This window comes from Nocardia sp. BMG51109, assembly GCF_000526215.1.
In the GTDB taxonomy this organism is placed as follows: domain Bacteria; phylum Actinomycetota; class Actinomycetes; order Mycobacteriales; family Mycobacteriaceae; genus Nocardia.
The window spans coordinates 1,968,830-1,988,252 of record NZ_JAFQ01000004.1 but is presented as its reverse complement, the minus strand read 5'-3'; the positions used below and the strand labels follow the sequence as shown (position 1 = coordinate 1,988,252).

Below are 19,423 nucleotides of genomic sequence, written 5' to 3'. Positions count from 1 at the left end.
CGGCGGCCCCGCTCGTGCTGGCACTCTGGATGACCGGACCCCGGCGCGAGCTGCGAGCGCCCCGCTGCGTGGGCCCGCGAACAATCTCGCGCGAGACGATTAGGGGGGAAGCTGTGTCCGTTGCTCTGGCGGGAGCCTCGTCCGATACGGAGGCCGACAGTACCGGATCGATTGTCCCCGTCGATGATTCGCGTCCCGGTCCGCTGCGGCGGCTCTGGCCCGATATCCGGCCGTACCGGCGCGCGCTGTACACCGGCGCGGTGCTGTCGGCGCTGGGGATGGTCTCCGATCTGCTGCTGCCGGTGCTGACCGCGCGGATCGTCGACGGTCCCATCTCCCGGCGCGACTTCGGCGCGATCTGGTCGCCGCTGGTGCTGGTGATCGTGCTGTCGGTGTTCAGCACGGCGGCGTCGTGGCTGCGCCGCTGGATCATCGCGAAACCGGCCGCGCAGTTGGAGGTCCACCTGCGCGCCAAGCTGTTCCGGCGGTTGCAGATCCTCTCGGTCGGCGTGCACGACGGCCTGGAATCGGGCCAGCTGACCTCGCGCGCCATCACCGACATGTCGACGCTGCGCCGGTTCTTCGCCTTCGTGGCGCCGTCGCTGGTCGCGCTGACGGTGACGCTCGTGGCCGGTGTGCTGATCCTGTTCGGATTCGCGTGGCAGATCGGCCTGGTCGAGTTGCTCATCGCCGTGCCGCTGGTGCTGCTGGCCCTGCGGTTCGAGCAGGAGTACGGTCGCGCGTCGCGGCGTGCCCAGGACCAGTCGGGCGATCTGGCCACCACGGTGGAGGAGTCGGCACAGGGCATCCGGGTGCTGAAGGCGTTCGGCCGCGGCCCGTGGTTCGGCCGGCGGTTCGAGTGGCAGGCCCGGGATCTGCAGCGCTTGGAGCTGGTCAAAGTGGGGCTGGCCGCGCGGCTGTGGACGGCGTTGAACACCTTGGCGGGCTTGGGGATCGCGGCCGCGCTCGCGATCGGCTGCTACCTGCTGACGGTGAACGCGATGACGCTGGGCACGCTGATCGCGGGCATCACGCTGGTCACCTATCTGCAGTGGCCGATCATCGGCCTGGGCTTCCTGCTGGCGGAGTCGAATCAGGCCCGCACCGCGGCGGAGCGGTACTGGGAGATCATCGACACCCCGGTGGAGATCACCGATCCCGTGCATCCGGCGCCGGTGCCCCGGCCGCTGCGCGGCGAACTGCGGTTCGAGAGCGTGCGTTTCCGGTTCCCGGACGCCGAACGCGATCTGCTGCACGATATTTCGCTGCGGATCCGGCCGGGGGAGACGGTCGCGGTGGTCGGCGCGACCGGTAGCGGGAAGTCGGCGCTGCTGGGTCTGGTTCCGCGGCTGTTCGACGTCTCGGGGGGCTTGGGCGGCTCGGACGTCACGGACGTCTCGGACGGCTCGGTCACCATCGACGGCGTCGACATCCGCTCGCTGCGGCTGACCGACCTGCGCGCGATCGTGTCGGTCGCCTTCGAGGATCCGGTGCTGTTCTCGGCGAGCGTGCGGGAGAACATCACGCTCGGCTATCCGGACGCGACCACGGAGCAGGTGCGCGCCGCGCTCGAGGTCGCCTGCGCGACGCAATTCGTCGACGACCTTCCGTGGGGCCTGCGCACCCGCATCGGTGAGCAGGGTTTGAGCCTGTCCGGTGGGCAGCGCCAGCGCCTGGCCCTGGCCCGGGCGGTGCTGGATCGGCAGCGGCATACGGGAGGTCATCTGGTGGTGCTGGACGATCCGCTGTCGGCGCTCGACGTCACCACCGAGGAGCTGGTGCAGGCGCGGCTGCACGCGGCGCTGGACGGCGCCACGGTGCTGCTGGTCGCCCATCGTCCGTCCACGGCCGCCTGGGCCGACCGCGTCGCGGTGCTGGACGGCGGCCGCATCATCGCCGACGGCCCGCACGAGCGACTGCTGGAGACCTGCCCGCGCTATCGCGAACTGATGGGAGGTGAGGTCGATGCCGAGCCGGCCGCGCACGGTGGCTGAACCGAACCTCGGACCGGCCCGCCGCGCCGTTCGCCGAGGGTTCGACGATCCGATACGAAGGAGGTGACAACATGCCGGAAGATACTGCCGTGCAACCGAATACCGAGCGCGGTCCGGAGTCCTCGCCGGCCCGCTCCGCCACCTCGGTGGCCGATGCGAAAACACCGCCTTCGCTCGACTCCGAGGCCGAGTGGCGCGGGGTCGCCTCGGAGGACACCGAGGCGACCGATGAGGTGAATCTGGCGCTGGCGGCGCGGCAGCGGCGGCTGCTGTGGTCGCTGGTGCGGCCGTACCGGTTGTGGGCGCTGGCCGCGCTGGCGCTGGTGCTGGTGGACAACGCGGCCATGGTGTCGGCGCCGCTGTTCGTCGCGCACGGGCTCGATGCCGGTGTGCGCCCGGCGATGTCGGGCGACTGGGTGCCGCTGGCGCTCGCGGTCGGCGGGGCGGCCGGCTGCGCGCTGCTGGGCGGCGTCACCACCTTCCTGTTCGTGCGCATCACCGGGCGGCTGAGCCAGCAGATCCTGTTCGATCTGCGGATGCGGGTGTTCACGCAGGCGCAGCGGCTGTCGATCGAGTTCCACGAGAACTACACCTCCGGCAAGATCGTCGCCCGGCTCACCAGCGATCTGGAATCCCTCGACGATCTGCTCGAGCGCGCCCTCAACGACGCCCTGAGCGCGGTGCTGTCGGTGGCGACCATCGCGGTGATCCTGCTGTGGCTGGACATCCCGCTGGCGCTGGTGGTGCTGGCCGGATTCGTCCCGCTGCTCTACGTGACCCGCTGGGCGCAGCGGCGGCAGCGCGCGGGGTACCGGCGCACCCGCAGCACCATCGCGAAGGTGGTGGTCCACTTCGTGGAGGTGATGGGCGGGATCCGTGCGGTGCAGGCATTCCGCCGTGAAGACCGCAACGCGACCATCCTGGCGACCGAGGACGCCGAATACCGCGAGGCCAACGCGGGAGCGCTGCGCGGCATGGCCTCCTATATCGGCCTGGTGCGCCTGATCAGCAATGGGACCACCGTGGTGATCCTGCTGGTCGGCGCGTGGCGGGTCATTCACGGCCACATCGAGATCGGCGTGCTGGCGGCGTTCCTGCTGTATCTGCGGCAGTTCTACGGACCGCTGGACGAACTGGCCCAGGTATTCAACTCCTATCAGTCCGCGGCCGCGGCGCTGGAGCGAATCTCCGGAGTTCTGGAGGAACGTCCCACGGTGCCGGAACCGCGGGCGCCGAAACCGATCGGCCGGGCGCGTGGTGAATTGCGGCTGGAAGACGTTCAATTCGAGTACCCGGAACGAAAAACTCAGGAGGGCGACGAAAGGCCGGAAAAACCGGGGACAACTTCGGTGCTGCCGCAATTCTCGCTGGATATTCCGGCGGGGCAGGTGGTCGCGCTGGTCGGTGCCACCGGTGCGGGCAAATCGACGCTCGCCAAACTCGTCGCGCGTTTCTACGATCCGACCGCCGGCATCGTCCGGCTGGACGGGGTGGATCTGCGGGAGGTATCCGATGTTGAGCTGCGCGCCAATATCGCCATGGTGACGCAGGAGTCGTATCTGTTCTCCGGTTCGGTGGCCGACAATATCCGGCTCGGCCGACCCGACGCGGCGGAGACGGAGGTGCATGCCGCGGCCCGGTCCGTCGGGCTGTACGACTTCGTGATGTCGCTGCCGGAGGGTTTCGACACCGATGTGCGCAAGCGCGGCGGGCGGCTGTCCGCCGGGCAGCGGCAGCTGGTCGCCTTCGCCCGGGTGTTCCTGGCCGATCCGGCGGTGATCGTGCTCGACGAGGCCACCTCGAGCCTGGACATCCCCGGTGAGCGCCAGGTGCAGCACGCGCTGGAGACGGTGCTGCGCGATCGCACGGCCGTGATCATCGCGCACCGCCTGTCCACCGTCGCCATCGCCGATCGGGTGCTGGTGCTGGCGGCCGGTCGCATCGTCGAGGACGGTTCCCCCGCCGAATTGGCCGCCGCCACCGGACGTTTCGCGTCGTTGCACCGGGCCTGGCAGGAGTCGCTGGTGTGAGGTCCGGCGCCGCGGCCCGACGGGTCGCGACGGTACCGGCGTCCGGACCGGACACGCGAGGTCGCGGCCGTGCGGCGGTTTCCGAATGGTTGCCGAGGTGCGGGGCGACCGACGGTAGGGGGCGCGGCACGCGGGGCTCCGAAGCACTACGGCGCGCGGGCGCGAGAGGGCGCGTCGCTTACGGTAGAGACGTGAGCGAGGCAGCCCAGGGCAACCCGACGGCCCCCGAGAACGCCGCGAGCGTGGACACGGCAGCGGCGGTGTCGCGCTGGCCGGCGATGCTCACCTGGCGATCGCACAACGCGTCGCGCATGGAGTCGGTGCGGGTGATCGTCAACGGCAACCGGGTCCGCGCCTCGGGCCGGATCATCGCGGGCGAATGCACCGACCACCCCGCCTTCAGCGCCTCCTACGACCTGGTCACCGACGAGATCGGGGTGACCAGGCGGCTGTCGCTGCGCAGCACCGTGGCGGCGGGGGAGCAGCACGCCTCGATCGCGCGCGACGAGGAGAACTACTGGCTGATCGATGCCGGCGGCACGCACGTCCGGTCCACCTTCGGCGGCGCCCTGGACGTCGACGTGGTGCTGAGCCCCTTCTTCAACACGCTGCCGATCCGCCGCTACGGCCTGGCCCAGGCGGCCGGCGACATCCAGGTCCCCGTGGTCTACGTCCGCCTGCCCGACCTGCTGGTGCAGGAGGCGAGCCTGACCTACTCCAGCGGCGCCGACGGCATCCACGTCCTGTCCCCGGTCTCCAGCGCGACCGTCACCGTGGATCCGGACGGATTCCTGCTCGACTATCCGGGCCTGGCCGCGCGGATCTGAGCGGCGTTCCGCCGGGTGCCGGAGTGTGTTGTGAGTACTCCGTTGGACGTGCTCACCGGCGGCATGAGCACTACGTGCCGGTCGGCGTCGGACAGGCAGGCCGAGTGAATCCCACGGCGGGCCAACGCTCAATCAGGCGCCCAGTTCGCGGATCACGCCGCCGCGCTGCCCGGCCTCATGCAGTTTCTCCAGCCAGTCGTGGTCGCCCGGGCGGATTCCGGTGATGTCCCAGCGTTCCAGGGTGTCGTAGCGGTCGCGCTCGCTGTAGCCGGCGTCGATCAGTGCGCCGAGGGCGCCGTCGGCGGCCAGGGTGTCGCGCGCGTCGGTGAGCAGGCGCAGGGCGTCGTCGAGGGCGTCGCGCAGGGCGTCGGCGTTCGGTTCGCAGATGGCGCGCACCAGGCCGGGGGCGGTGGCGGCGACCCGGGTGCCGTCGCGGAACGAGCCCGCGGCCAGTCCCAGCGCCAGGTCGCCGCCGGCCGCCCCGGCCACCGCCAGCGCCTCGGCCAGCACGTGCGGCAGGTGCGACACGCGGGCCACCGCGCGGTCGTGTTCGGCGGCGACCACCGGCACGAGATAGGAGCCGCAGTCGAGGGCCAGCCGCGCCACCCGTGTCCACGGCTCGGCCCGGGTGCCGGTGTCGACGCCGATCGCCCAGGCCGCGCCGCGGAACAGCTCGGAAGTCGATGCCGCCCAACCGGATTCGGCGGTACCGGCCATCGGGTGCCCGCCCACGTAGTGCGCGCCCAGCTCGTGCCGGTGCACGGCCGTGGCCACCGGCGCCTTGACGCTCACCACGTCGGTGAGCGGGCAGCCGGGCGCGAACAGCGCCACGTCGGACAGGATCGCGTCGAGGGCCGGCATCGGGACGCCCACCACCAGTAGCGCATCGGCCGCCGCGGCACGCCGGAGCACGGCCTCGATATCGCTGTCGACATCGAATCCGTCGCTCCGCGCGGCGCGCGTTCCGGCCTCGGAACGGTTGTAGCCCCAGGCGTCATAGCCCGCGGCGACGGCGGCGCGCAGCACCGAGCCGCCGATCAATCCGGTTCCCAGCACGCAAATCGCCGATTTCCGATCGTCCGTCACTCGATCAGATTCGCATACGACTTCAACATTTCCCCCCAAGCGGACTACCGTTGCGGCCATGGCAGCACAGCGCTCGAGCACGAACAAGGCGGCGTCGGACGATTATGACGACGTCGAAGGGTTCGCAGTGGCGGTTGTCCGCGAAGAAAGCACCTGGCGATGCAGCCCGCTCAGCCCCGCGGCACTGAACAGTTTGTCGGCGGCCGAACACGAACTGCGCGCATTGCGCAGTACCGGAGCGGTGTTCGGACTGCTCGATGTCGACGATGAATTCTTCATCGTGTTGCGCCCCGCGCCCACCGGCAGCCGGCTGTTGCTCTCGGATGCCACGGCCGCGATCGATTACGACATCGCCGCGGACGTGCTCGAGGCGCTGAATGTCGAGGTTCCCGATATCGACCCCGACGAACTGGACGACATCGAGCCGTGGGAGGAAGGCGATCTCGGCGTACTCGCCGATCTCGGTCTGCCCGAGCCGGTGTTCAGCGTGATCCTGGACGAGACCGATCTCTACCCCGACGAACAGCTCGGAATGATCGCGCAGCGCCTGGGTTTCGCCGACGAGCTCGCGGCGGTGCTGGACAAGCTGCCGCGCTGAGTGTTGGGTGCCGAGCTGTCACCGAACGCCGACCGGATAGCCGATGCCGGGAGGGTCTGGTGCACCGAACGGTCGGCCGTTGCCGGGCAAGCGACATTGCTGCGTGGTCGTCGGCTGCCGGGCAGGCATCGGAATCGAGGACCCATCGCCCGCTCGGGCGTCGGGTGCGGGACGGCCGTCGGCCTGCCGGGTGGGTGCCTGACACCGAGCAGGCAACAGCTGTGCGTCGTCGGTCGAATGCCTGGTCGTCGGCCGGAGGGCGTGATCCTGTGATGCCCTCGGACGAGGACCTGATCCGCGCGGCATTATCGGCCGCCGCGGCCGCCGATCCCCGCGACGTGCCGGTCGGCGCCGTCGTCTTCGACTCCTCGGGTCGCGAACTGGCCCGCGCCGCGAATGCTCGCGAGGCGCTCGGCGACCCGACCGCACACGCCGAGGTGCTGGCCCTGCGCCGGGCCGCCGAGGCGCACGGCGACGGCTGGCGGCTGACGGGCACCACCCTGGCGGTGACGCTCGAGCCGTGCACGATGTGCGCCGGTGCCCTGGTCGCGGCTCGGGTGGACCGCCTGCTGTTCGGCGCCTGGGAACCGAAGACGGGCGCGGTCGGCTCGCTCTGGGATGTCGTCCGTGATCGCCGTCTCAACCACCGTCCCCAGGTTCGCGGCGGCATCCTCGAAACCGACTGCGCCGCAACGCTGGACGCCTTCTTCCGCACCCAGCGCCCCTGAGCCGCCCGGCGACGATTTCGAGATTCGCGCCCCCGTCCGGTACTGTCACGGGCGGTGGCGTGTCCGAGCGGCCTAAGGAGCACGCCTCGAAAGCGTGTGAGGGGTAACCCCCCTCCGAGGGTTCGAATCCCTCCGCCACCGCCACAAACCCCCTGGTCAGGGGATTTTCGACAGAGAATCCCCTGCCGGTGGTCAACCAGCGGTCAACACATCTGAGGGGATGTCGGCGCACCGATCCGTTCCGGAAGGTGTACCAAGTTGTCCAGCATCCGCATCCGCACACGAGCCGACGGCAGCTCGTACTCCCAGGTCCTCTACCGCCACGACGGCACCCAGTCCTCAGTCAGTTTCGACGACCACGCCGCCGCGCTGCGCTGGCGCGACATCCTCGATCGCGTTGGCCCCGCCGCCGCGCTGAGGATCCTCGACGCCGAACGCAGCGCCGGCACCACCATGGTGCTGCTCGACAAGGCGCTCACCGACTACATCGACCAGCTCACCGGCATCACCACTGCCACCCGCGCCCAGTACCACGGATATCGTCGCAACGACATCCTGCCGTTCATGGGCACGCTGCCGGCCGTGTTCATCGACCGGGTAACCGTCGCTCGCTGGGTCAACGGAATGGAGGCCGCCGGCGCCTCCGGCAAGACGATCGCCAACAAGCACGGATTCCTCGCCGCAGCCATGGCCTGGATGGTCGACGAGAAGATCATCACCGCGAATCCGTGCGTCGGAATCCGTCTGCCCCAGCACAACTCGGAAATGTGCTTCCTTGAGTTGGAGGAGTACACGTTGGTGCGCGACACCATGGCCGACCGCTGGTACGTGCAGACCGAATTCGCGGTTGCCTCGGGCGCACGACCCAACGAGACAGCGGCCGTGCTTGTCGGCGACATCAACCGCGACCAGTGCACCGTCCGAATCAGCAAGGCGTGGAAGCGGACCCGCGTCAACGGCTGGGTCGTCGGCCCGCCGAAGACGAAGAAGTCGGTGCGCACCATCAACCTGCCGCCGGAAACCATCGAACTACTCGACCTCGATCGCCCGTCCGATCAGCTGCTGTTCCAGACCTACGACGGCGGCCCGGTCCTCGCTGACTACTACCGCAAACGCGCCTGGAATCCGGCGATCGCCAAGCTCGTCCAGATCGACGCCGACGGCAATGTCGTCGTCGACAAGCTGAACGGGAAACGGCCCCGGTCCTACGATCTGCGGCACACCTGCGCCAGCTGGATGATCGCCGCCGGCGTCCCGCTGCCGTTCATCCAGGCTCACCTCGGCCACGAGTCCATCAAGACCACGGTCGATCGGTATGGGCACCTCGACCGCAACGCGGGCGCTGCCGCTGCCGAGGGTCTTGCCGCGATCCGACGCAGGGTTCCCGGCACCACCGCGCCGGTCCGATCACCGCGTCGTTCGGAGCAGGCGGAGCGATCGCTCACGCCTTCCGCCGACGAGGTCATTGCGGCGGACACCGGCACAGCCCGCACGGCATTCGAGCAGCTCCGTCCACTCTTCAGCAACGGGGGTGACCGGTGATGGGCACGGTGGTCGAATTCAATTCGTCCAGCGCTAACGGATCGAATGAATCGAATCCGGTGAGAACCTGCCAGTTTCCGCTGGGCGCGGATCGCCTGTGCGGGGCGGCGGTCGAACGCCGGGAAGGTCCCGGCGCTCCCAACCTGTTCTGCGCCGACCCGGCGCACACCGCGCGCCGCGCGTTCGATGAGCGGCGCAAGATCGCCCGCAAGGCGGAGAAGGCCGCCGCGCGGGAGGCCGCCCCGATCACCCGGCCGGTGACCGACCGGGTCGCGACCCTGGCCGACCTGGTGGCCGAGATGCGTGAGCTGACCGAACGGTTCACGGCGGTGGCTCACGACGCCGGCGACGTGGTCGCGGCCGTCGCCGACCCGGCGTCGCTGACCGAGGAGATCGCGCACATCCAGCGCGAGTGTGATCGGAAGGTGGCAGAGGCGGAGGAGGCGCGCGACGCGGCCGAACGGCGTGCCCGGCTGGCCGAGCGGGAACGGGATGCCGCCCGCGCGGCGGAGGAGGTCGCTGCCGCGGCGGCGGAGGAGGCTATCGACGAGCGGGACGAGACGTTGAAGCGCACCACCCGCATCGTCGACGACGCCAAGCAGCAGATCACCGAGACTCAGCAGGAAGCAGAGGAGGAGACGACCCGGGTGTACGCGGAGGCCGAGGACGCTCTGCTGCAGGCCCGGGAACGTGTCGATGCCGCCCGCCGGTCCGAAGCGGTCCCGCGGCATCAGCAGGGCGAGGCGACGCGAGCGGCGGAGGAGCAGGGTGCCGAAGCCCGGCGGCTGCACGACGATCTGCAGGCCGAGCGCGCACAGCATCAGGAGCGGGTCGCGGAGCTACAGGACGCTCGGGTGGAGGATATGGCCGCCGCGCACGCCACCGCCGACCAGAACGTGCGCGACATGCGGCAGCAGTACGCCGCTGAACTCGCCGCTGTACGTGAGGCCGCCGCCCGGGACCGTGCCGAACTCCGGAGTGACCTGGACGCCGCGCGGGCCGAACTCGGCGAGAGGCGCGGTACCCGCAGGTGAGGGCGTAGCAACAAGGGGGTGCCAATTCGGCACCGCCTTGGGCTAGGGTAAATCGTCTCTGGTCTCCCGTCGGGTCCAGTGCTACCCGACGCAATTCTGCCCAAGTCAACCTTCGGAGTGGCCGTCAGGACGTTCGGTGTCAGCCGTGCCACGTCGAGCCTCACGCTCTATCAACTGGCCGTTCTCATCGTAATGGGCATTCACGAAATAGCCCGGTGTCAAGCCGCGTCGACGCATCTCTTGGGCGATTTCGGCGGCGACTCGTCGTAGATCGACAACCCGTCAGAAAGGTGGCGGTTCGTTGACTATCTTGGTTGGCGAAGTCCTGATGCGCTCTTCGATTTCTGCGGTATCTTGCTCGCCGAGCAAGCCGCGCACATCATCCGGCAAATCGTTGAAGATTCGCTCCAGAGTCTTCCGCTGGTCCTCGTAGTGGATACTTAGATTAAACAGCTCGGCGTCGGTCTCTACGAGCGCGTGCGTGAGTGCTCGGATTCTTGAGAGCGCCTGAATGGCGTTCGTGTCGTCGATCAACCGGTCGAGTGGCACTCCCAATATGCCCGCGACAGCCTTCGCCTCGCCGAGCTGAACTTGGCGGCTGCCATTCTCGATCTTGTACACGGTGGCCTGGTGCCACTTGAAGCCGCGCTGCGACATCTGCTCAGCAAGTGCCTCCTGGGAGATGTTCTTGTCGCCGCGAAGCGTCTTCAAGTTCGCCGCGAACACATCCTCTGCCGATAGCGTTTCCCGTGCCGCCTTCTCGGCCCGAATCGCCGCTAGTGCTTCTGCGCCCGTTCGCCGCGAAGCGCTGGGCCGCGTGAAGCGCGGGGTGTCAGCACTTGGTTCGGGCTGCTCACTCACTCGGTGCTCCTCAATGCTTACCGGTACGTGCCAACGATACTCCACATCAGTGTTTGCAACCAATCCAATCTAGTCTTAATCTGTTCTGACTATATCAGGGCATCCAGTTTGGAGTTGAAAAGATGGCAGCTCGGGCAGTCATGACCCCTCGGAGTGCCGATCCGCGTCGAGGGCGGCCCTGTTCATGGCGTCGACCGCGATGGCTCGCTGACGTACCCAGTAGGCCACTGACTTGGCCGCGTCCTCCAGATGCTTCTCTGCGTCTTGCAGTCCTTGCTCGATGGTCTCCAGGTGCTCGCGCATCGACTCCATGGAGTATGGCTCGTGATCTGGGCTGGCCCCATAGAAGACGGACAGGGGCGGAACTCCGAAGATCTGAGCCAGCGCTACGGCCTCCGCAACCCGGAGCGGGCGAATGCCGCGCTCAATCTTGGCGACCGTCGTCTGGTGCATCTCGAACCCCAGGTCGTTCAACTTATCTGCCAGGTCGTCCTGCGACCAGCCTCGAGCCCTCCTCCACCCCCGAACCTGCGCACCGTAGTTCTTTTCCCAGAACTCCAGATGCTCGCGCGTCGACGCCCGTATCCGTTGCCGCTCCGGCTCATACTCGGCTTCGAGCTTCCTTTTGTACTCCTCAAGCTCCTCCTGTCGGATTCGTTGCAGACGTTCGAAATGCTCTTCCAAGCCGTCGAACAGCGGTCCGTTGTCGTCTTGGGCCATACCAACGCACTCTAAGCGTCTCAAGCCCAAAAGCAAAGCCCCTCAAGCTTGCGCAAACGAGCGGCTAAGCGTAGCGTCTGCAAACAGAAGGCTTGAATCTCAAGCCTTACAAGCTTAGGAAGGTGGCCAATTCGATGACGTCCAGCAACATCCACGGCAAGGAACCCCCGAGAGGGCACGAAGATGTCGCACAGCAGATGCGCGAGTTCCTGAGCACCAAGGAAGTGTCCGAGATGACCGGCGTCGCGCCGGGAACGCTGCGCTACTGGCGGCACCTCGGCATCGGCCCGGCGTCGTGGACCCTCGGCCGCAAGCGTGTGGTCTACAAGCGCGCCGATCTCGATCGCTGGCTCGCAGAGCAGGAAGCGACCACCGTCCGGGGGGATCTCGCCGAAGCCTCTCCCGACCCAGTAAACAGCGACAGCACCCGTTCCCTCCGCCAAGAAGTCCCGGGTGCCGCCGCCTCGACCACTCGAACCACCACGAAGGAAGCCGAGCGTGCCCAAGCGTAGTAGCTCACCCTGTCCGAACAGCGATTCGAACGCCGCTCTCACCATCGAGGAAGAACTCAACCTTCGCGCCCAGCTGATGGAGAACGTCAGTGAGGTGGATCGGCTCCTGCGCGAGTGCTGCGCCTTCGCGTACAAGATCCCGACTGATCCTCGCCTGTACATCGAGCCGTTCGAAGAGATCGGGCGGCTCGTCCACGAACTCGACGCGGCCCTGTGGACGAATAACGGCGACCAGATCGCGCGCCAGATCGAGGATGCCCTCCGGGACGGCGGTGATCACGTATGACCTCGCGATTCGTCTGGTGGGCCGAGCCCGCTGAGATCGAGCTGACCGGCTGTACATTGCTGGTCGGCGGCGCGGACGTCGACGGCGCCGAACGGGCAGTCATCGTCGCCGTCGGCGCGGGATTCTCCTTCGAACTCGCGCTGGACGCGGAACGTGTCGACGATTTCGTCGGACAACTAGATGCGACGAGACAGGGTGTGGAGCCTCGGCCGTCGACGCTGCGAAGCGACCGGCGGCGAGGCGTGCGGACCGTCGTTCTCGAGCTGGGAACGGATGCTGCGGCTGGCGAACTCGCAGGGGTCCTGCGCGGACTGGGCGAGTCCCTCCGGGAGCCGGTGGCGGGCGGCGCGCTGTGACCGCCACGGAGACCGCTGAGACCGCCACGATGTCGTTGGAGGAAGCCAGCCAGCGGCTCGGCGCGCCGTCGCCGGACTGGCTGGCCCGGCAGCTGCGCGCTCAGAAGCTCCCGGGCCGGAAGGTCGGTCGCTCCTGGCGAATGACCGAGGGCGACATCGCGACAGCGATCGCACTACTGGCGACGGGACCACGGCCCGCCGTCCAGGCACCCCAGTCCGCGAATCCGGCCGGTCTGACCGCCGGTTCGCGGAAACGGTTGGAGCGCCGCAACTCTCGCTGAGTCTGGTCCTCCGCGCGGGCCCATTCGAATGCGCCGACAACCGCGCGGCGGGCATGGCGTCGGCGAGGGGGAGACCGCCGGGCGACCCCTCACGCCCGTCCCTCGCCAGACGCCACTCAGCTTCCCCCTCCGGAACCCTCAATTAGGAACTTCATGGAACCCTCAAAAGTCCTGTCTCGCAACGAGATCGAGGTCAATCGTCGGACCGTCCTCCCTGTCCGGGAAGGCTCCGCGACCGTTTTCACCCACGACGACCTGGTCAGCTACATCCGCTCGGTGTCCGCGCGGGCGGTGAGATGAACGCCCCGGCCTACACCGCAGATGACGCGCTGAAGTACTTGGCGCGGCGAGTGAAGACCGACCTCGAATGGGCCACCGACTCGATCGGCTGGGAGTTGGCGTTCGTCCCTCATCCCGGTCTCGATTTCGAACCGCAGCTTGACGGGTTGAGCGATCTGCTCGACGAGCTGATGAAGACCCTGGGTCCGATCGTCCTCGATTGGCACCACTACAGCGACGGCCGACCGGTGACAACGAAGGTCGAGGTCGAGTACGGCCACATCTTCGAGCGCACCTGGCATCCGAATCCTGCTGTGGACACGCCAGAGGTCATCACCGGAAAGCGTTCTGCCGACCCCGGGACGCCCGACCGTGGGACGTACGAGATCCACATTCGCCCGCCGTCGACCGTCGAGGTTGTCCTACTGCCGCCCAAGCCCTCACTGCGCGCAGTCCCCACCTCATGACGAGGGCCGCCGCGGCTAACCGGGGCGGCCCTCACCTACCAAAGCCCACGGCTACCACCCCGCGGACGATCTCACTCCAGTAAGGAGCTTATCAATGCACACCAGGAACCACGTCGTTCAGTCTCGTGACGCCGAGACGGAAGCGACGATGATCATCGCGCTCCGCGACGCCATCGCGCGGAGCGGTCACACGCTGCACGACATCGCCGACGCCGCCGGCATGTCGCGCAACGACCTCGAGGAAACGCTCGTAGGCCGCCGGCACATCTACGTAGCCGAGGCCGTGCTGATCGCGATCCGGCTGGGCCGCGAGGCGGCCAGCTTCTTCGCCAGCCCGCAGGCCGCGCTGACCGAAGCGGAGCGGGCCGAGTTGTTCGAGTTGGCCGATGCGTTTGCCCATCTGGCCATCGAGGACGAGGAACCGCTGGAGGTGCCCCCGAGCGAGTACCTGGAGTCCGACGTGGTGACGTTGCGCTGCTCGTTCTGCAACGCGGTGGTCGGTAAAGCGAACGCTCCCGCCCCGGCGGTCCCGATCCGGTGCCAGGAGTGCCAGGCCCGCAAGGAGGCCGGGCTGTGAGCACTGACGCATTGGTCGCCGAGCTGTATGCCGACCTTCCCCCTGTGCCCGGCTGCGAGACCGACGGATGGCAGGTGCTGCGTGGCATCGAGGCGATCGAACGCACGTGGGTGCGCATGTTCGAAACCGGTTGCCGTGGAATCGATGTGGAGTTGCTGGTGAGCGACTGCTACGACGGCTCGGGACCGATCGAACGCAGCGCGCCTGCCGTGATCCTGCGGTCTGACGGTGATTACACGCTCACGCCGGACGTTGCCCGCCGGGTCGCGTTCGTGCTGATGCAGGCGGCCGACGAGGTCGAGCAGATGGGCAGGGTCCGATGAGTCGTCGTTCGTTCTTGAGCGTCATGCATTGCGTCGTCGACGACGACCTGCGGGTGCGGCTCAATCTGTCCGGGGACCTCGTTCTCGTGGATCTGGCCGGCGCCGGGCATCAGCTGTATCTCGGCCGCGAGCACGCGCGGCAGCTGGCCGACGAGATCCATCGCGTCCTCGCCGAGACGGAGACGCCAGGGGCCGAGCGGTGAGCACCAATACCGAGCTGGCCACCGGTGCCCTGTCCCGCGAACTCGCGGAGCTGGAGGAGTTAGACGTAGTGCTGGGCGAGCCGTTCGAGACGGCGGTCAGCATCCATCAGGGGTCGGACTGGCTTGAGATCGGTTGCGTCGTCATCCGCGACGAGGGCGGGGTCGAGGCGATCCCGGAGCGAGACTGCACCGCGGGTCAGATTCTGGTGCTGCTGAGGCACGCGGAGGACGCGCGGCTCGCTGGCCCGGTCGGCTCGTGGTGGCAGTGCATTCCTGAGGTCGGTTGGTTTGCAGCAGTTCTCGTCCCTATTGACGAGCGGGCAGGGGTGGGACTGTGAGCGACCAAGGAGGTGGTCGGTGAACGAATCCGACCTACGCGAGCAGCGGGTACACGCGGCCGCGGTACTGGCTGCCTTCGGCAGTGTGCCGCGCCCGTGGCGGCGCCATACCGGGTGCTACGTGCGCGCCGCGCACCGGAGCCTGACAGACAGCGAGATCGCAAGGCTCCTCGGCCTTTCCGAGGAAGAAGTGCGCCGCGAGTACGCGGCAGGGGGTCAGGGATGACGCTGACGCGGGCGCGGTTCTGCCGCGCCCGCCCGGCCGCGGAGAAGGAGATCTCGATGAGCTGGCAGGCGTGCCGCTGGGCGGCCAGAACCGCGAAGACACAGGGCGGCAGCGAGAAGTGCGTCCTGTTGGTTATGGCCGAGATCGCAGACGAGGAGGGTCGCGGCGTCCGCGTATCGCAGAGCACCCTCGTGGAGCGCTGCGAGTTCGCGGAGCGCACTGTCCGCCGGGCACTGGAGGGCCTGGAGAAACAGGGGCTGATCCGCAGGGGCGATCAATCCCTCGTCCAGCACCTCCCCGCCGGGCAGCGGCCGGTCGTCTGGGACCTCGCAGTCGGTCAGGTCGCGGTCCCGGCGGCATCCTCCGAGGACACCGACACGTTGGTCGATACACCGCCCGACCCCGGTCACTCCGACCCCTCACCCCGGTCACCACGACCGCTCACCCTGGTCACTGTGACCGGTCACCCCGGCCAGGATGACCCCTCACCCCGGCCACAGTGGCCGGTCAACCCCGGCCAGGATGACCGGTCGACCCCGGCCACAGTGGCCGACAAAGCTTCCTATGAAGCTTCCGGTGAAGCTTCTAGGGAAGCGCGCCCGAAAACTACGAAGCGCGGAACCAAGCCCAAGACCTCCCGACGCAAGCCCGAGACCTCCCTCCCCGACAGTTGGAAGCCGAACGAGGGCCACAACAACCTGGCCAAGGAGCTGGGTCTCTCGACAGCCCAGGCGAGAGCCGAGTTGGAGAAGTTCAAGGACCATGTTCGGTCGAAGGACATTAGGTATCGGGACTGGAATTTCGCATTCCGGAACTGGTTGCGCAAGGCCGTCGAGTTCGGCCTCAAGCCTGCCCACGGTCGGGAACCTTCGGCAGCACCGATGGCCGATCCCAGAACCGGCAACCTCGTAGAGCCAAGGTGGTGACCGGGTGAGCCTCCGAGACATGGCGTCGATCATCGCCCGAGAAGCCGAGACCGACGACGAAGCCGCCTGGGCGGACATCGGCCTCGTGGTGGCCGAGACCCACGTGCCGCAGAACGGCTTCTGCCGCGAGTGCGGCGAGGAGTGGGCCACCTCCCGGATTTCCCCGGCTGCGGCGCGTACTGGGAAGCCAGGGCCTATCTCGGCATGTTCATCGCCGCCCGCGTGAAGCAGATCGCCGACCGGTGGAAGCCGGTCGTACCGTTCCCAGACAGGAGGGCCGATTGTGGATGACTACCTGTTCGACTCCGGCGCCGAGCGCCTGGTCGTGCTCGCTCCGCTGGACAACCCGCACCTGCTCCCGGCCGTGGTGGCACTGCCGCCGGCAGTTTTCGTGCAGGGCCTGCATCAGGAACTCCACGCGATCTACCGGGCCCTGGTCGCCGACGGAGAGCCGGTGGACCACCTGTCCGTGTCCCGGCGTGCCATCGCCCGCTTGGGGATCGGCAAGGGCAAGGCGGTCGAGTCGTTCGTCATCTCATCACTCGGCAAGACGACGGGGACCGCGATCGGTTTCCATGTCGAGCGCCTGCACACGCTCGCCAAGGCACGCGCCGTCGACACCTCGGCAATCCGGCTGCGGCAGTTCGCCGAGGAGAGCGTCACCGGCGGCGACGCCGAGACCTTGCGGGTCGGGGTGGATCGAGCCATCGAGGAGCTGAACGCCATCCGGGCGGACACGTCGAGCGTCATCACCGACGACGACCTGCCGCCCAGCCTGGCCGACGTGCTCGGTTACTCGGAGGAGTACGACTGGCTGGTTCCGGGGGTGCTGGAGCGCACAGATCGGCTGATCTTGACCGGCTTCGAGGGCACAGGGAAGTCGTACCTGCTGGCTCAAGTGGCATTGTGCATCGCTTCGGGCTTGAACCCCTTCGGCGGTTTTCCCGGCGGGGAACCGGGCCGCGTGCTGGTCGTGGACTGCGAGAACTCCGAGCGGCAGACGGCCCGGCGATACCGGCGGATGCGCGGCATGGTGGAGAAGTGCTGCAGCCGCGCCGGTGTCCAGGTGCCCGACTGGTCGAAGCAGCTGCGGTTCGTCCTCCGGCCCGAGGGCGTCGCCCTGAACGATCCTCGCGAGTTCGCGAAGGTCGAGCGAGCGGTCCGCGCTACGGACCCGGACATGGTGATCGTGGGCCCGTTGTACCGGATGCACACCTTGGATACCCGCGACGAGCAGGCCGCGAAGGAACTCACCGACCGGCTCGACGAATTGCGGGTCAGGTACCGGTTGGCGCTCGTCGCCGAGGCGCACGTAGCGCACGGCAGCGGGCGAGAAGCGCGGGCGCTCAAGCCGATCGGGTCGTCGCTGTTCCTGCGGTGGCCGGAATTCGGGCTGGGGCTCCGGCCGGCGCAGGGCACCGAGGAGGAAGAACACCCGAGCAAGGTGGACATCGTGGCATGGCGCGGTGGCCGTGAAGACCGGGTGTGGCCGTCGTACCTGCGCCACGACTTCCAGCGGCTGCCATGGCTGGCCGACGAACGGTATTGGATGCGCCTGGAGCAGGCCGGTGTGAAAGCAGGTGCGGCATGACCGATCAACCGGACACCACCGGATCGCACGACGACACCTTCGCGGAGATCCCTGAGCCGAAGTGGCTGGATGAGCCGTACTGGCCGCCGGGCTACCTCGACGTGTTCAAGGACCTCGACCAGGACTTCGGCGCGAAATCTGAACCGGCACGCAGAGATCCGGCCGTTGAAGGCGTGCTGGACGAACTCACGCAAGCCGGATGGTCACCGACCGGCTCTTGGTCCGCGACGAGGACCGCGCCGTCGCCCGCGCGGTGCTCTACACCGCCGCGGACTACAACACCGGATTCGCAGCAGCACCGGACGACGTGGTCGAAGCCTGGGCGAAGGTGCTGTGCATCGGCATCCACGACGGGCTGCGCACCCACTACCGGCGGTGGTGGCTGACGATCGACCTCGCGGAGCAGGCGGTCCGCGAGCACTTCGCGAAGTCGACGGACGGGCACATGGTGCCGGGCGACATCATCCACCACGCAGACCTGTTGCGGCAGAAGGGATCAGCGAAGAAATGACCCAGAACCTCGAACACGAATGCCGCCAGGGCCGTCGCTGCAAGGCGCGCGTGCGGGCCGACGAGGGCAGTTGGCAGGGCGCCGGCGTCGAACGTCCCGACACCCTGTGCCGACCATGCGAGGAGCATGCCTTCGCCGATATCCGGCAGCTCCGCGACGATTGGCTCCTGCTGTCTGCGGCACGCACCGAGCAGACCCGCGCGGGCGGCGGGCCGAAGGTGTCCCGGAGCGCCGAACTACCGGTGCCGATCCGCCTCGCCGCGGACACCTTGCTGACGCAGATCACCGAGGAGGCTTACCGCTGGGCGCAACGCCTGCCCGGCGATGGCGACGACCTCACGGTGATCACGAGCCACCTCGGCACGCTGGTGGATTTGCCGCCGCAGGCCGTCACGGTGTGGATCCCGCACCCAGACGGCGGCGACAGCATCGGCGAGACCGTCATGGACGGCGTGGACGCCGTCCTGCGGCTCGCGGCGCTCCACCGGCGCGCGGTGAAGGCCCTCGGCCTCGAGGAGGTCAGGGACAACCGCCTGAACGAGGTCTGTCACGTGTGCGGCATGGCCGCGCTCACCGCGAGCGTCCGGACGAACCTGATCACGTGCCACGCCTGCCGGAACGTGTGGGACCAGGACGAGTTCGCCCGCTTGAACAACCCGCTAGTGGCCGCATGAGTATGCGACGCTCCACCCTCGACTGGGCCCGCGATGTCGCAACCTGGTATCGCAACGCCCTGCAGGCGGTCGACCCAGAACGTTGCAGCCGCTTGGACGAGGCCGCCCGCGCGAACGGGCAAACCTGGGTCGCGCCGGTCCCGATCGATTCGGACAAGGTCATGGAGACCCTCGACCAGAAGCTCACCGCCCCGCAGATCGAACGCTTCTGGGGCGTGAAAGCGTCCACCGTCCGCTCCTGGGCACGCGCCGGGCGCCGGAACCCGCGCGACCCGTCCAAGCCGCTCCTGCGGCAATACGAGGGCGAGAACGGCCCGCTGTACATCCCGCGCGAGGTGCTGGCTGTCCAGTCCCGTCACCGGATCGTCGAGAACCCGACCGAGTGACCCCGAGGTACAACGATGACTGACGACGATCAGCCGCGTCTGATGCGACTGGTGCTTGCATTGTCGG

At 68.1% G+C, this 19,423-nt stretch carries 26 protein-coding genes and 1 tRNA gene; 24 read left to right on the top strand and 3 right to left on the bottom strand.

Annotated elements, in window-relative coordinates:
- Positions 1-113 precede the first annotated feature (113 nt).
- From D892_RS0110465 to D892_RS0110455, 3 genes are all read left to right on the top strand, one after another.
- Positions 114-1,994 carry an ABC transporter ATP-binding protein gene (locus D892_RS0110465; protein ID WP_024801188.1) on the top strand — a complete coding sequence of 627 codons (1,881 nt, stop codon included), beginning with the start codon at positions 114-116 and terminating at the stop codon, positions 1,992-1,994.
- 71 nt (positions 1,995-2,065) lie between these two features.
- On the top strand, positions 2,066-4,024 hold the full coding sequence (locus tag D892_RS0110460) for an ABC transporter ATP-binding protein (RefSeq protein WP_024801187.1): 1,959 nt from the start codon (positions 2,066-2,068) through the stop codon (positions 4,022-4,024).
- A 278-nt stretch (positions 4,025-4,302) separates the two neighbouring features.
- Positions 4,303-4,851 (top strand): putative glycolipid-binding domain-containing protein, encoded by a 549-nt coding sequence (locus D892_RS0110455; protein ID WP_036568575.1) that lies wholly within the window; start codon positions 4,303-4,305, stop codon positions 4,849-4,851.
- A 132-nt stretch (positions 4,852-4,983) separates the two neighbouring features.
- Here D892_RS0110455 and D892_RS0110450 read toward each other — a convergent pair whose 3' ends face one another.
- The gene (locus D892_RS0110450; RefSeq protein WP_024801185.1) at positions 4,984-5,937 is read right to left on the bottom strand and encodes a prephenate dehydrogenase; all 954 of its coding nucleotides are present in this window, start codon (positions 5,935-5,937) and stop codon (positions 4,984-4,986) included.
- A 58-nt stretch (positions 5,938-5,995) separates the two neighbouring features.
- On the opposite strand from D892_RS0110450, the gene D892_RS0110445 reads away from it, so the two are divergent.
- From D892_RS0110445 to D892_RS0110425, 5 genes are all read left to right on the top strand, one after another.
- A complete protein-coding gene (locus D892_RS0110445; RefSeq protein WP_024801184.1) occupies positions 5,996-6,535 on the top strand; it encodes a tRNA adenosine deaminase-associated protein in 540 nt (179 codons plus the stop codon).
- Positions 6,536-6,807: 272 nt separating this feature from the next.
- On the top strand, positions 6,808-7,263 hold the full coding sequence (locus tag D892_RS0110440) for a nucleoside deaminase (protein ID WP_036566895.1): 456 nt from the start codon (positions 6,808-6,810) through the stop codon (positions 7,261-7,263).
- A gap of 53 nt (positions 7,264-7,316) precedes the next feature.
- Positions 7,317-7,407, top strand: a tRNA-Ser gene (locus D892_RS0110435).
- 114 nt (positions 7,408-7,521) lie between these two features.
- A complete protein-coding gene (locus D892_RS0110430) occupies positions 7,522-8,805 on the top strand; it encodes a site-specific integrase (protein ID WP_024801182.1) in 1,284 nt (427 codons plus the stop codon).
- A gap of 59 nt (positions 8,806-8,864) precedes the next feature.
- A complete protein-coding gene (locus tag D892_RS0110425; protein ID WP_156959459.1) occupies positions 8,865-9,839 on the top strand; it encodes a hypothetical protein in 975 nt (324 codons plus the stop codon).
- 282 nt (positions 9,840-10,121) lie between these two features.
- On the opposite strand, the gene D892_RS0110415 is transcribed toward D892_RS0110425, so the two are convergent.
- Positions 10,122-10,700: a helix-turn-helix domain-containing protein gene (locus D892_RS0110415; protein ID WP_198036872.1), complete on the bottom strand. Its 579-nt coding sequence runs from the start codon at positions 10,698-10,700 to the stop codon at positions 10,122-10,124.
- Positions 10,701-10,838: 138 nt separating this feature from the next.
- Entirely contained in the window at positions 10,839-11,420 is a 582-nt protein-coding gene (locus D892_RS43595; RefSeq protein WP_024801179.1) for a helix-turn-helix domain-containing protein, read from the bottom strand.
- A gap of 122 nt (positions 11,421-11,542) precedes the next feature.
- Here D892_RS43595 and D892_RS49580 point away from each other — a divergent pair, with 122 nt between their 5' ends.
- From D892_RS49580 to D892_RS0110330, 16 genes are all read left to right on the top strand, one after another.
- Complete coding sequence (locus D892_RS49580) at positions 11,543-11,932, top strand: helix-turn-helix domain-containing protein (protein WP_063629952.1); 390 nt, start codon at positions 11,543-11,545, stop codon at positions 11,930-11,932.
- The gene (locus tag D892_RS0110400) at positions 11,919-12,218 is read left to right on the top strand and encodes a hypothetical protein (RefSeq protein ID WP_156959458.1); all 300 of its coding nucleotides are present in this window, start codon (positions 11,919-11,921) and stop codon (positions 12,216-12,218) included. Before D892_RS49580 ends, D892_RS0110400 begins: the two co-directional genes overlap by 14 nt.
- Entirely contained in the window at positions 12,215-12,574 is a 360-nt protein-coding gene (locus D892_RS0110395) for a hypothetical protein (protein ID WP_024801176.1), read from the top strand. Before D892_RS0110400 ends, D892_RS0110395 begins: the two co-directional genes overlap by 4 nt.
- 29 nt (positions 12,575-12,603) lie before the next feature.
- Complete coding sequence (locus D892_RS0110390; protein ID WP_036568568.1) at positions 12,604-12,855, top strand: hypothetical protein; 252 nt, start codon at positions 12,604-12,606, stop codon at positions 12,853-12,855.
- A 296-nt stretch (positions 12,856-13,151) separates the two neighbouring features.
- Complete coding sequence (locus D892_RS0110380; RefSeq protein ID WP_024801174.1) at positions 13,152-13,601, top strand: hypothetical protein; 450 nt, start codon at positions 13,152-13,154, stop codon at positions 13,599-13,601.
- Positions 13,602-13,695: 94 nt separating this feature from the next.
- Complete coding sequence (locus D892_RS0110375; RefSeq protein WP_156959457.1) at positions 13,696-14,178, top strand: hypothetical protein; 483 nt, start codon at positions 13,696-13,698, stop codon at positions 14,176-14,178.
- On the top strand, positions 14,175-14,501 hold the full coding sequence (locus D892_RS0110370) for a hypothetical protein (protein ID WP_024801172.1): 327 nt from the start codon (positions 14,175-14,177) through the stop codon (positions 14,499-14,501). The genes D892_RS0110375 and D892_RS0110370 overlap by 4 nt, the downstream gene beginning before the upstream one ends.
- A gap of 14 nt (positions 14,502-14,515) precedes the next feature.
- The gene (locus D892_RS0110365) at positions 14,516-14,704 is read left to right on the top strand and encodes a hypothetical protein (protein ID WP_156959456.1); all 189 of its coding nucleotides are present in this window, start codon (positions 14,516-14,518) and stop codon (positions 14,702-14,704) included.
- The gene (locus D892_RS0110360) at positions 14,701-15,042 is read left to right on the top strand and encodes a hypothetical protein (protein WP_024801170.1); all 342 of its coding nucleotides are present in this window, start codon (positions 14,701-14,703) and stop codon (positions 15,040-15,042) included. The genes D892_RS0110365 and D892_RS0110360 overlap by 4 nt, the downstream gene beginning before the upstream one ends.
- 19 nt (positions 15,043-15,061) lie before the next feature.
- The gene (locus D892_RS46545) at positions 15,062-15,268 is read left to right on the top strand and encodes a hypothetical protein (RefSeq protein WP_156959455.1); all 207 of its coding nucleotides are present in this window, start codon (positions 15,062-15,064) and stop codon (positions 15,266-15,268) included.
- 56 nt (positions 15,269-15,324) lie between these two features.
- Complete coding sequence (locus D892_RS43590; RefSeq protein ID WP_198036871.1) at positions 15,325-16,194, top strand: helix-turn-helix domain-containing protein; 870 nt, start codon at positions 15,325-15,327, stop codon at positions 16,192-16,194.
- A gap of 19 nt (positions 16,195-16,213) precedes the next feature.
- On the top strand, positions 16,214-16,420 hold the full coding sequence (locus tag D892_RS0110350; protein ID WP_156959454.1) for a hypothetical protein: 207 nt from the start codon (positions 16,214-16,216) through the stop codon (positions 16,418-16,420).
- 57 nt (positions 16,421-16,477) lie between these two features.
- Positions 16,478-17,785 carry an AAA family ATPase gene (locus D892_RS43585; protein WP_024801167.1) on the top strand — a complete coding sequence of 436 codons (1,308 nt, stop codon included), beginning with the start codon at positions 16,478-16,480 and terminating at the stop codon, positions 17,783-17,785.
- 199 nt (positions 17,786-17,984) lie between these two features.
- Positions 17,985-18,296 (top strand): hypothetical protein, encoded by a 312-nt coding sequence (locus tag D892_RS0110340; protein WP_024801166.1) that lies wholly within the window; start codon positions 17,985-17,987, stop codon positions 18,294-18,296.
- 50 nt (positions 18,297-18,346) lie between these two features.
- On the top strand, positions 18,347-18,970 hold the full coding sequence (locus D892_RS0110335) for a hypothetical protein (RefSeq protein ID WP_156959453.1): 624 nt from the start codon (positions 18,347-18,349) through the stop codon (positions 18,968-18,970).
- The gene (locus D892_RS0110330; RefSeq protein WP_156959452.1) at positions 18,967-19,356 is read left to right on the top strand and encodes a hypothetical protein; all 390 of its coding nucleotides are present in this window, start codon (positions 18,967-18,969) and stop codon (positions 19,354-19,356) included. The genes D892_RS0110335 and D892_RS0110330 overlap by 4 nt, the downstream gene beginning before the upstream one ends.
- The last annotated feature ends 67 nt before the right edge of the window (positions 19,357-19,423 follow it).